The organism is Pseudarthrobacter sp. TE3704 (assembly GCF_056279405.1).
Genome location: NZ_JBWCCJ010000015.1, coordinates 23,680 through 35,210 on the forward strand (window position 1 = coordinate 23,680; position 11,531 = coordinate 35,210).

Annotated in this window: 9 protein-coding genes and 1 rRNA gene; 6 read left to right on the forward strand and 4 right to left on the reverse strand. The window is 66.1% G+C overall.

Annotated features, from left to right (window positions below; all coding sequences use genetic code 11):
• The first annotated feature begins 171 nt into the window (after positions 1-171).
• From ACZ9BC_RS22350 to ACZ9BC_RS22365, 4 genes are all read left to right on the forward strand, one after another.
• The gene (locus ACZ9BC_RS22350) at positions 172-1,674 is read left to right on the forward strand and encodes an alpha,alpha-trehalose-phosphate synthase (UDP-forming) (RefSeq protein WP_476247873.1); all 1,503 of its coding nucleotides are present in this window, start codon (positions 172-174) and stop codon (positions 1,672-1,674) included.
• Entirely contained in the window at positions 1,664-2,497 is an 834-nt protein-coding gene (gene otsB, locus ACZ9BC_RS22355) for a trehalose-phosphatase (protein ID WP_476247874.1), read from the forward strand. Before ACZ9BC_RS22350 ends, otsB begins: the two co-directional genes overlap by 11 nt.
• A gap of 217 nt (positions 2,498-2,714) precedes the next feature.
• Complete coding sequence (locus ACZ9BC_RS22360) at positions 2,715-3,797, forward strand: ABC transporter ATP-binding protein (protein WP_013599924.1); 1,083 nt, start codon at positions 2,715-2,717, stop codon at positions 3,795-3,797.
• A 234-nt stretch (positions 3,798-4,031) separates the two neighbouring features.
• Positions 4,032-5,450 (forward strand): DUF4032 domain-containing protein, encoded by a 1,419-nt coding sequence (locus ACZ9BC_RS22365; RefSeq protein ID WP_079597876.1) that lies wholly within the window; start codon positions 4,032-4,034, stop codon positions 5,448-5,450.
• Between the two features lie 2 nt (positions 5,451-5,452).
• Here the strand turns inward: ACZ9BC_RS22365 and ACZ9BC_RS22370 are convergent, their stop codons facing one another.
• The gene (locus ACZ9BC_RS22370; protein ID WP_476247875.1) at positions 5,453-6,823 is read right to left on the reverse strand and encodes an FAD-binding oxidoreductase; all 1,371 of its coding nucleotides are present in this window, start codon (positions 6,821-6,823) and stop codon (positions 5,453-5,455) included.
• 184 nt (positions 6,824-7,007) lie between these two features.
• Between ACZ9BC_RS22370 and ACZ9BC_RS22375 the strand changes: the two genes are divergently transcribed.
• Positions 7,008-8,753: a glycoside hydrolase family 13 protein gene (locus ACZ9BC_RS22375; protein WP_476247879.1), complete on the forward strand. Its 1,746-nt coding sequence runs from the start codon at positions 7,008-7,010 to the stop codon at positions 8,751-8,753.
• A gap of 2 nt (positions 8,754-8,755) precedes the next feature.
• Positions 8,756-9,805, forward strand: coding sequence for a LacI family DNA-binding transcriptional regulator (locus ACZ9BC_RS22380; RefSeq protein WP_476247876.1), 1,050 nt, complete (start codon positions 8,756-8,758; stop codon positions 9,803-9,805).
• Here ACZ9BC_RS22380 and ACZ9BC_RS22385 read toward each other — a convergent pair.
• The 3 genes from ACZ9BC_RS22385 to rrf form a co-directional block, all read right to left on the reverse strand.
• Positions 9,802-10,326 carry an SRPBCC family protein gene (locus ACZ9BC_RS22385; RefSeq protein ID WP_476247877.1) on the reverse strand — a complete coding sequence of 175 codons (525 nt, stop codon included), beginning with the start codon at positions 10,324-10,326 and terminating at the stop codon, positions 9,802-9,804. The two genes, ACZ9BC_RS22380 and ACZ9BC_RS22385, sit on opposite strands and share 4 nt — an antisense overlap.
• A gap of 202 nt (positions 10,327-10,528) precedes the next feature.
• Positions 10,529-11,110 (reverse strand): dihydrofolate reductase family protein, encoded by a 582-nt coding sequence (locus ACZ9BC_RS22390; protein ID WP_476247880.1) that lies wholly within the window; start codon positions 11,108-11,110, stop codon positions 10,529-10,531.
• Between the two features lie 327 nt (positions 11,111-11,437).
• A 5S ribosomal RNA gene (gene rrf / locus ACZ9BC_RS22395) occupies positions 11,438-11,531 on the reverse strand; the annotation flags it as partial.

An 11,531-nucleotide genomic window follows, 5' to 3' on the forward strand; every position in this document is an offset into this window, starting at 1 on the left:
GGGTCGATCGACGTGGGGGGACCACTCAGTGGCAACTACCTCATTTTAGGGGAGAAAGCTGAGAGCTTGCGCTTTCAAGTATTCCTCCGGCTTGACCAACGGACGAATAGCACGGAAGATTCCGTCCCGTTAGGGTGGGCTGAGAGGCACAAGCAACCCCAGGGGGCCGCAATGCAAACACCTGTCCAGGAAAAACCAGCCGCCAAGGCTGCGCCCGGCGCCGCCGGCTCCGGCCACGGCGGCGAGACCAAGTACGACTTCATGGTGGTCTCCAACCGGCTGCCCGTTGACCGTGTCGCCGCCGGCGAGAACGGCGACGACGGCTCCGGCTGGCGCCGCTCCCCCGGCGGTCTGGTGACGGCACTCGCGCCCATGATGACCAAGACCGACGGCGCCTGGGTGGGCTGGCACGGCGCGCCGGATGAGACGGTGGAGCCCTTCAGCCACGGCGGCATGGACCTGGTCCCCGTCCAGCTCAGCACCGATGACGTGGAGCTGTATTACGAAGGCTTCTCCAACGCGACACTGTGGCCGCTGTACCACGACGTCATCGCGCCGCCGGAATTCCACCGGACCTGGTGGGACGCCTACCGCAGGGTCAACCAAAGGTTCGCCGACGCCGTCGTACGCCATGCGGACCACAAGGCAACCGTCTGGATCCAGGACTACCAGCTGCAGCTGGTGCCGCGGCTGGTGCGCGAAGCCCGGCCCGACCTCCGGATCGGCTTCTTCAACCACATCCCGTTCCCGCCGCCGGAAATCTTTGCCCAGCTGCCGTGGCGCCAGGCCATTATCGACGGCCTGCTCGGCGCCGACCTGGTGGGCTTCCAGCGGGCCAGCGATGCCGGAAACTTCATGCGCTCGGCCCGCCGGTTCCTCGGCGCCAGCGTCAAGCAGCAGCAGGTGCACGTCAAGGGCCAGGACGGCGAAATCACCCACATCGCCCGGGCGCAGGCATTCCCCATCTCCATCGATGTCCAGCAGATCAGCGAGCTTGCCGCCAAACCGGAAATCATCGAGCGTGCCCGGCAGATCCGCCAGGACCTGGGCAACCCCAAGACCATCCTGCTTGGCGTGGACCGCCTGGACTACACCAAGGGCATCCGGCACCGGCTGAAGGCGTTCGAGGAACTCCTGGCGGACGGCAAACTGTCCGTGGGAGACGCCACCCTGATCCAGGTGGCCTCCCCCAGCCGCGAACGCGTTGAACAGTACCGCCTGCTGCGGGAGGAGGTGGAGGGCACGGTGGGCCACATCAACGGCACCTACGACACCATCGAGAACACCGCCGTCCGCTACCTGCACCACAGCTATCCCGTGGAGGAGATGGTGGCGCTGTACCTGGCCGCCGACGTCATGCTGGTCACGGCGCTGCGGGACGGCATGAACCTTGTGGCCAAAGAATACGTCACGGCCCGGACCAACAACGACGGCGCCCTGGTGCTGAGCGAATTCGCCGGCGCCGCGGACCAGCTCAAGCAGGCCCTGCTGATGAACCCGCACGATATTGACGGCCTCAAGAGCGCCATCATGCGGGCGGTTGAGATGTCTCCGCGGGACGCCGCCCGGCGGATGCGCGCCATGCGCAAGCAGATCCTGGAACACGACGTGGACCACTGGTCCGCAGACTTCCTGGCCGCACTGAACGAAAAGGTGGTGCGGGATGACTCCTGACGGCCGACCCAAGGGTCCGCTGGCACTGTCCCCGGAGCTCCGCGAGGCCGTCCGGCGCATCGCCCGCACCGACCATCTGCTGGTGGCCATGGATTTCGACGGGACCATGGCGCCCATCGTGGGGCATGCCGACGACGCACGCCCCCTGCCGCGCGCGGCGACGGCCTTCGCAGGGCTCGCCGTGCTGCCACGCACGACGACGGCGCTCATTTCAGGGCGCGCCCTCGCCAGCCTGCGTGCTGTGGCGTCGCCGCCGGTGGACTCGCTCCTGATTGGCAGCCACGGCGCCGAAGCGTGGCTGGGCCCGGGCTCAACCGGGCTGACCCTTGACGAGGAGCAGAAGGCGCTGCTGGCCGAGGTCCGTGCCATCCTCGCGGAAATCGTTGAGGAAGCCCCGGGGACCATGCTGGAGGACAAGCCTGCCGGCGTTGTGCTGCACACCCGCCTTGCTGCCGATGACGTGGCCGACGACGCAGTTGCGGCCGCACGCTCGCTGCTCCAGGACCGCAAGGGGGTCTTCCTGAAGGACGGGAAGCGGGTTCTCGAAACCTCGGTCGTCAACGCCTCGAAAGGCGAGGGCGTCACGTTCCTGCGGCAGATCACCGGGGCCACGGCTGTGCTGTTTGCCGGTGATGACACCACCGACGAGGACGCCCTGGCGCGGCTCGAGCCGGGCGACGTGGGCGTGAAGGTGGGGCTGGACTTCACCCAGGCGCAGTACCGCGTGGAGGCTCCGCTTCATGTAGCGGAGCTGCTGGAGGCCCTCCTGAAGGAGCGGAGCGTCGCCGTGGCGGAAGAGGATCCGCAGGCGGCCCCAAGCTAGGAGTGGGGAAGCCCACGTGTGACGTCCGTAACATTTGCGACAATAAACGAAGCATCTGACATACTCTTGCTTGTGATGTGGCGCACAGATACCGTGCGGCGTCACTCGTTGCACTCCGGCTGAGCCGGAGTGCAGCCTGCAACACAAAACTGAACAAACATGAACCATTCACAACGGATCGTCCGGCACGTACCTGCCGGTGAAGGGATTGATAACTGTGGCTACAGTTACTTTTGATAACGCTACGCGTCTGTACCCGGGCACAGATAAGCCCGCCGTCGATAAGCTCAACATCGACATCGCCGATGGCGAATTCCTGGTCCTCGTTGGACCCTCCGGTTGCGGTAAGTCCACCTCACTGCGCATGCTCGCAGGCCTTGAGGACGTCAACGCAGGCCGCATCCTGATCGGGGACCGCGACGTCACCGATGTTCCCCCGAAGGACCGCGACATCGCGATGGTTTTCCAGAACTACGCCCTGTACCCGCACATGACTGTGGCCGACAACATGGGCTTCGCCCTGAAGATCGCCGGCGTTTCCAAGGAAGAGCGCGCCGAGCGCGTCCGCGAAGCCGCCAAGCTTCTTGACCTTGAGCAGTACCTGGACCGCAAGCCGAAGGCCCTCTCCGGCGGCCAGCGCCAGCGTGTCGCCATGGGCCGCGCCATCGTGCGTAACCCGCAGGTCTTCCTCATGGATGAGCCGCTGTCCAACCTCGATGCCAAGCTCCGCGTGCAGACCCGCACGCAGATCGCATCCCTCACCCGCCGCCTCGGTGTCACCACCGTTTACGTGACGCACGACCAGGTTGAGGCCATGACCATGGGTGACCGCGTCGCTGTGCTGAAGGACGGCCTGCTGCAGCAGGTTGACACCCCGCGCAACCTCTACGACCGCCCCAAGAACGTGTTCGTTGCCGGCTTCATCGGCTCCCCCGCCATGAACCTGCTGGAACTGCCCGTTGTCGACGGCGGTGTGCAGTTCGGCGGCACCGTCTACCCCGTGCCGCGCGACGTCCTCGAAGAGGCACACGGCTCCACCGTCACCTTGGGCAGCCGTCCGGAGGACCTCGAAACCGCTCCGCACGGTGAAGGCCTGAAGGTTGAGGTGGACGTCGTCGAAGAGCTCGGCGCTGACGCCTACGTCTACGGCCACACCACGCTCGATGGCAAGGACCACGACATCGTGGCACGCGTCGACGGCCGCCGCCCCCCGATGAAGGGCGAGTCCATCTACGTCCGTCCGCAGTCGGGCCACGTGCACCTGTTCGACACCAAGACCGGCCTGCGCCTGGGCGACTAGTCCCCACCGGCCCCCTAACCTCGCTTCGCTTCGGTTAGGGAACCCTGCCGGCGTGGGCCCACCACCGACGCCCGAACCTCGCTTCGCTTCGGTTAGGGAACCCTGCCGGCGTGGGCCCACCACCGACGCCCTAAATAACCGACGGCGGCCCTCCTGACGGATGGGCCGCCGTCGGCCTTTTAACTGGCCGGCGGAAGATTAGCTGGCCTGCCCCAAGTACGGAAGAATTGAGTTATGACCGAGGAATACAGCGCCCAGTGGCACGATGAACCCACCGACTACGCGCAGATCGGAAAACTGCCGCGGTTTGTGGCCGCCAGTGCCGACGACGGCAAGCTCGCCTCGGTCTCCAGCTCACTGAATATCACCGCGGCGGCCGCCGACCCGGAGCTCCTTGACCTTCCCTGGCATATCGCCCTGGAGGATTGGCCTGCCGAGAACCTGGCAGCCCTCCCCCGCGGCATCTCCCGCCACATTGTGCGCTTCGCCCACCTTGGCGGATCGGTTATCGCCATCAAGGAAACCTCCGAGCACGTAGCCCGGCACGAGTACCACATGCTGCGCAAGCTCGCCCGGCTGGACGTCCCCTGTGTGGAACCGGTGGCGGTAATTACCGGCCGCACCACACCCGACGGGCGTCCACTCAACCCGGTCCTGGTCACCCGGCACCTGAAGTTCTCCATGCCGTACCGCGCGCTCTTCTCCCAGATGCTCCGCAAGGACACCCTGACGCGCCTCATCGACGCACAGGCGCTGCTGATGGTGCGGCTGCACCTGATCGGCTTCTACTGGGGCGACGTGTCCCTCTCCAACACCCTGTTCCGCCGCGACGCCGGCGCTTTCGCCGCCTACCTTGTGGACGCCGAAACCGGGGAGCTGTACCCGGACCTGTCCACCGGGCAGCGTGAATACGACCTCGAAATTGCCCGGGTGAACATCGCCGGAGAACTCATGGACCTGCTGGATGGCGGGCTGATCGAGGAAAAGGTGGATCCCGTGGCCACCAGCGAGCTCATCATGGACAGCTACCGGCGCCTGTGGGCTGAACTGACCGAGAAGGAATCCTTCGAACTCGGTGAGCGGTGGCGGGTCAGTGCCAGAATCCGCCGGCTCAACGAACTCGGCTTCGACGTCGAGGAGTACGCCATCAAGACCACCCAGAACGGCTCCACCATCCAGCTGCAGCCAAAAGTGGTGGACGCCGGACACCACCAGCGGCGGCTCCTTCGGCTTACGGGTATTGACGCGCAGGAAAACCAGGCCCGGCGGCTGCTTAATGACATGGACTCCTTCCGTGCGGATAACAACCCGGACATGGACGAGGAATACAGCGCCCACCTCTGGGTCAGCCAGATCTTCGAGCCGATCGTCAGGTCCATCCCGCGGGACCTGTCCGGAAAGCTGGAGCCCGCCGAAGTGGTGCACGAGGTCCTGGAGCACCGCTGGTACATGTCCGAAAAGCAGGAACGCCACATCCCGTTGGCCGAGGCCGTGCAGTCCTACATCGACTCCATCCTCCGGCACCGCCGGGACGAAGCCGCCATCATGCTGAACCCGGACACCGGCCTGCTGAAAATCCTTGAAGTCGAGACCGAGGAGTCCCGATACGGCGAGGACGAGTCCATCGACGAATATCCGGACTCGGACGACTAAAGCTAGATCGCCTTGCCGGGGTTCAGGATGCCGGCAGGATCAAACAGTTCCTTGATCCTGCGCTGCAGCTCCCGGACCGGTTCGGGCTGCTCCTGGCCCAGCCACCGCAGCTTGTACTGGCCAACACCGTGCTCACCCGTGATGGTGCCGCCCATTTCCAGGGCTACGGTGATGGATTCATCCAGGACCTGCTGAAGCCGCGCCAGCGCCGCAGCATCAACACTGCTGCCCTGCCTGTCGATCCAGAACGTGGGGTGGAGGTTTCCGTCCCCGGCGTGTGCCACCACCTTGAGGTGCACTTCGTGGCGTGCCGCCATGGTTTCCAGGGCCGCGACGTAGTCCACCAGGCGTGAGCGCGGCACCGCAACATCCTCCCCCACGCGGTATTCGTCGTCCACCTCCACGCCCCTGCTGTGCCGCCGGAGTTCCACCAGCCGCTCGGCTTCGGCGCTGGCTTCAGTGGTGACAGCAGCCCCTCCTGCCCGCAGGACTTCCCGCACCACCTTCGCCTCGGCTGCGGCGCCAAACCCGTCCGTCTGGACCAGGAGCAGGGAGCGTCCGCGGGCGGTGAGGTCGGAGCCGTGGATGTCGTCCAGCTGGGCAAGCGTCCCGCCGTCGAGCAGTTCCATGATGGCCGGCTGGACCCGTGCCTTGCCTACGGCCAGGACTCCTGCCGCCGCCATGCGGAAGTCAGGGTAGAAGGCCGCCACCGTGTGCACCTCGTTCGGCAGGTATTTCAGGCGCACGGTGACGCCCACCACGATGCCCAGCGTTCCTTCCGATCCCACGAACAATCCGGTCAGGTCATAGCCGGCCACGCCCTTGAAGGTCTGGTGGCCGGTGTGGAGAAGCGAGCCGTCCGCCAGCACCACGTCGAGGGCAAGCACGGAGTCCCTGGTAACGCCGTACTTTGCGCAGCGCAGGCCGCCGGCATTGGTGGCAACATTGCCGCCAATGGTCGAGGTGCGGAAGCTGGCTGGGTCCGGCGCGTACATCAGGCCGTGCACAGCCGCTGCCTCGTTGAGCACGGCGTTTACCACTCCCGGCTCCACCACTGCTGTCTCGTCGTCCGGGTTGAGCGCAAGGATGTGGTCCATCCGTTCGAGCGACATGATGATGCAGTTCTCCGTGGCATGCGCGCCGCCGGATACCCCGGTTCCCGCACCGCGGGCCACTACGGCCACTCCGTTCTCCGCACAGGCGCGCACCACCGACTGCACATCGGCTACCGATTCGGGAAACACCACCGCCAGGGGCAGCTGAAAGTCGATGATCGGCGCCTGGTCCACGGCGTACCGGTGCAGTGACGTCTCCGCCACGTCAACCTGGCCCGCGGCCAGGATGCCCTCGAGCTCGTCAACAATGCTTCCCACCAAGGCCTCCACCCGCCGTCGGACATGTCCTCCCAGTTTAGGCGGCGACCGGACTGGACCTGCGTAACCTTTGGTCCCACTGCTGCAAACGCTTCCAGTCCTGACCAGCAGTTATGTACCGCGGGAGCCATGGGTACCGAGAATAATCATGGAAGCGTTTTCATTTTTATGCTCCATCGCGCTTATGCTGTCACTCATGTCTGTCGAAACTGTGACTCCCGACACTTCCCTGAACGCCGGGCCGCTGACGCTCATCCACGAGTCGGACAACGCTCCCGGCTGGTGGCGCTCTGCCGTGATCTACCAGGTGTACCCACGTTCCTTCCGGGACCTCAACGGCGACGGCGTGGGCGATCTTGCGGGAATCACCGAGGAACTCCCGCACCTGGCGGACCTCGGTGTGGACGCAGTCTGGCTGTCACCCTTCTACCGGTCCCCCCAGCGCGACGCCGGCTACGACGTCAGCGACTACTGCGACGTGGACCCGATCTTCGGAACACTCGGCGACTTCGACGTCATGATGGCGGAGTCCCACCGGCTGGGCCTGCGCGTCATCGTGGACCTGGTGCCGAACCACTGCTCGGACCAGCACGCAGCCTTCCAGGCCGCCCTCGCGGCGCCGGCCGGCAGCCCGGAGCGGGACATGTTCATCTTTCGGGACGGAACAGGCCCGGAAGGCTCCGAGCCGCCCAACAACTGGCAGTCCCACTTCGGCGGGCCGGCCTGGACCAGGGTGGCCGGGCCGGACGGGCAGCCGGACCAGTGGTACCTGCACCTCTTCGATTCGTCCCAGCCCGACTTCAACTGGGACAACCCGGCCGTCCACGCCGAGTTCGAACGCGTGCTGCGCTTTTGGCTGGACCGCGGCGTGTCCGGATTCCGGGTGGACGTGGCCCACGCCCTGGTCAAAGCTCCCGGCCTGCCCGCCTGGGGCGGACGCGCAGACGGCGGCAGCAGCGAAGGGTTCCCGGGCCACGAAGCACCCATGTTCGGCCAGCCCGCCCTGCACGACATCTACCGGAACTGGCGCCGGATCCTGGACCAGTACGGCCCGGACCGCATCCTGTGCGCGGAAGCCAATGTGGATCCGCTGCCTCGGCTGGCCAACTGGGTCCGGCCGGACCAGATGCACCAGGCCTTCAATTTCCCCTACCTTCATGCCGGGTTGGACGTGTACCGGCTGCGCGGCGTGATCACGGATTCGCTGGAGGCACTGGACGCCGTCGGCGCACCGAGCACCTGGGTGCTGTCCAACCACGATGTGGTCCGGCACGCCAGCCGGTTCGGCTACAACGGGCAGGGCCCCCGTGACGGGGACGGCATCGGCCCCGCCGATCCCCAGCCGGACATCACCCTGGGCCGCCGTCGGGCGGCGGCCGCCTCCCTGTTCATGCTGGGCCTTCCGGGAGCCGCGTACCTGTACCAGGGCGAGGAACTTGGCCTGCCCGACGGCGTCGACATCCCGGAACATCTGCGGCAGGACCCCACCTTCGCCCGTACTGGCGGGGAACGCTTGGGCCGTGACGGCTGCCGCATCCCGCTCCCGTGGCGGGCCGCCGAGACCCACCTTGGCTTTGGCCACGGAAGCGACCCCTGGCTGCCTTTTCCTTCCTCGTTCGCAGCCCTGGCCCGGGACCTCCAGGCCGCCTCGCCGTCGTCGCACCTTGCGCTGTACCGGGACATCCTCCGGCTCAGGCGCGGGCTGAACCTCGGCCGGGGCTCGCTGTCGTGGGCGGAGGACTGGTGCACCGGTTCCTCCCTGGGCTACGTCAACGGCACTACGCTGGTGATTATGAACCTGAACCACGATCCCCTGGAGATGCCTGCCGGGCATGTGCTCCTCCGTAGCGACCCGTCAGGCGCCGGCCGTTTCCTCGCTTCCGCTGAGACGGCCTGGCTCCAGCTTGGACCGGACGCCGCAGCAGACTGAGCATGGCCGGTATCAAAGAAGTAGCGAGCAGGGCAGGCCTGTCCGTTGCCACCGTGTCCCGGGCGCTCAGCGGCAAGGCGAACGTCTCCGCGAGGAGCCGGCAACTAGCCCAGGAGGCCGCCCGGGAGCTGGGGTTTGTGCCGTCCTACCACGCATCCAGCCTTGCCTCCGGCCGCAACCACAACATCGGGCTGGTGGTCCCGTCCGTGAACCGCTGGTACTTCTCCTCAGTACTGGAAGGCGTATCCGAGGCACTGCTGGACGCGGGCTACGACCTCACGCTGTACAACGTGGGCGACCAGCCGGAACGGCGCCGCAGCGTACTCAGCGACTTCCTGCTGCGGAAGCGGCTTGACGCTGTCATTGCCGTTGCCCTGGTGCTCGGCGAGGACGAGATCCAGCAGCTGCTGGCCGTCCACCGGCCGATTGTTGGTATTGGCGGTGCACTGCCCGGGGCGTCCACCATCAGGATCGATGACGAGCGGCTGGCACGGCTGGCCACCGATCATCTGATCCGGCTTGGGCACACCCGGATCGCCCACATGACGGGGGACGCAAACCTGGACCGCGACTTTAAGCTCCCGGGCATCCGCCAAAGGGGCTATGAGGCCGCCATGAGGGCCTCGGGCCTGGCGGTGCATCCGGAGTGGCGTGTGGCCGCCGATTTCACCATCCAGGGAGCCTATGCCGCCGCACGCCGCATGCTGGGGACGGCAAGTGAACGTCCTACCGCCGTTTTCGCGGCTTCGGACGAGATGGCCGTGGGCGCCATCCTGGCTGCCCGGGAATTCGGGCTGCAGGTTCCTTATGATCTTTCAGTGGTGGGCATGGACGGGCACGAGCTGGGTGAGACGTTCGGTTTGACCACCATCAGCCAGGACCCCCGGGGGCAGGGGCGCCTCGCGGCCAGGACCGCACTGGAGTTGCTGGGCGAGACGCGGAACGGGTCCGACGGCGGGCGGGCACCACAGGCGGCCATCGACCAGGAGTACCCGACGGAGTTTGTGATCCGGACCAGCACCGCGGTGCCGCCGGAGCTGGCTCACGGTTAGCCTGCCTGCTCACCCTCGCGGTCCGCACCTGCAGGAGCGCCCATGAAGCGGGCGTACCGGGCCAGGATCTGAGGCCAGGCCTCGACGTACTCCGCGCGGGCCGCGGCCGGATCCTCTGCACCTTCCCAGCCCTCATGGAAGACGCGTACTTCCACGCCCTCGTCCACCGCGCGGAAGGTGACCAGCAGTTCGGTGGACCAGAGGGCGGTGGAACCGGGGTGCCAGGTGGCGTGGAAGGACAGCGGCGGCTGCCAGTCATCGAGGGTTCCCCAGATGCTGGTGCGTCCGTCATCGGCGGTTTCCAGGATGAGGTTCTCTTCGAATTCCACGTAGGAGCCAGCGCCGTAGACGCCGTGCGATTCCAGGGGCCACCACAGGTGTGCATGGTCGGTGAAGCCGGCGAAGGCATGGGCCACACTGCCGGGAACAACAACCGTCTCCACCACGGGCTCCAGGAGGTCTGGCGCGGACTGGCTGTCTCTGCCGAAGGGTTCCTGGCCGTGGCTGAAGAGGCTGCTCATGGTGTTCTACTCTACCCGCGCCGCGCTGGTGCCCTATCAGCTGCGGTCGCTTCGGAACCGACAACATGGGACGCTCTCTCACATCCTGCAGGTTTCCGGACGACGCTCTCTCACATCCCGCAGGTTTCCGAGCGACGCCCCATCAGCTGTCGCGGTTCCCGGGAGACGCTCCATCACTTGTCGCGGGTTCCCAGCGACGCGTTCAACGTCGCACCCGATAGCGCAGGTGAAGGACCCGGCTGCCCTGGATCACCGTATCGGGCCCCTCCAACAGGTGCTGCGATTGGACCGACCCGAAGTAGCGCTTACCGGACCCGAACACAACGGGTACGACGTCCATGCGCACCTCGTCGACCAAGCCCGCGGCAAGCATCTGGCCACCGACGTCACCAGCGGCAACCTCGACAATGCGGTCACCCGCAAGCTCTTGCGCCTTGGCCATGGCTGCCTCGACGCCGTCGACGAAGTGAAACGACGCCCCAAGGTCCCAGCCCTCGGGCTGCGGCCGGTGCGTCACGACGACCACGTGGTCGATCCCGCTCGGAGGCTTCCCGTCCCAGCCGTCCGTCAGGTCGAAGACGTGGCGGCCAACAAGTGTCACCGCGACCTGGTCCCAGTACGGCCGAGTGTAGTCGTAAGACGTCTGCGACACCTTCACCTCGCCGCTCTCGTCCAACGGGACGTCACCGTTGGACAACCAGTCGAACAGGGGTCCGGGCTGGTCATTCTCGTCCGCGACGAAGCCGTCCAGCGACACCGAGCTGTACATGACCACTTTGCCCACCGTGCCCTCCTCTGCTTGGGGTGCCCCAACGTTAGCGTGCCGTGAGCCCTCGGCGTAATAGGAAAACAACCGCCGGCATCGCAGACGGAGCATCGCTGATAATTCTGCAGGAGCTGATAGGGCGTCACCGATTTCCCTGCAGGAGGTGAGAGAGCGTCACGGATTTCCCTGCAGGAACTGAGAGAGCGTCACGGATTTCCCTGCAGGACGTGATGGGGCGTCACCGACTTCCCCGCGGGGGGTGATGGGCGTCGGGGTTTGTGTTTGGGGCATGTGGTTAAAGTCGTAGGGCCCTGACATTCCTTGTCAGGGCCCTACGTAATTTATGTCCGGCGGTGACCTACTCTCCCACACCCTCCCGGGTGCAGTACCATCGGCGCTGTGGGTCTTAGCTTCCGGGTTCGGAATGGGACCGGGCGTT

Excerpts from the sequence above, each read along its gene's own strand:
- ACZ9BC_RS22350 (WP_476247873.1), top strand. The coding sequence starts at position 172 with ATGCAAACACCTGTCCAGGAAAAACCAGCCGCCAAGGCTGCGCCCGGC.
- otsB (WP_476247874.1), top strand. The coding sequence starts at position 1,664 with ATGACTCCTGACGGCCGACCCAAGGGTCCGCTGGCACTGTCCCCGGAG.
- ACZ9BC_RS22365 (WP_079597876.1), top strand. The coding sequence starts at position 4,032 with ATGACCGAGGAATACAGCGCCCAGTGGCACGATGAACCCACCGACTAC.
- ACZ9BC_RS22375 (WP_476247879.1), top strand. The coding sequence starts at position 7,008 with ATGCTGTCACTCATGTCTGTCGAAACTGTGACTCCCGACACTTCCCTG.
- ACZ9BC_RS22380 (WP_476247876.1), top strand. The coding sequence starts at position 8,756 with ATGGCCGGTATCAAAGAAGTAGCGAGCAGGGCAGGCCTGTCCGTTGCC.
- ACZ9BC_RS22385 (WP_476247877.1), bottom strand. The coding sequence starts at position 10,326 with ATGAGCAGCCTCTTCAGCCACGGCCAGGAACCCTTCGGCAGAGACAGC.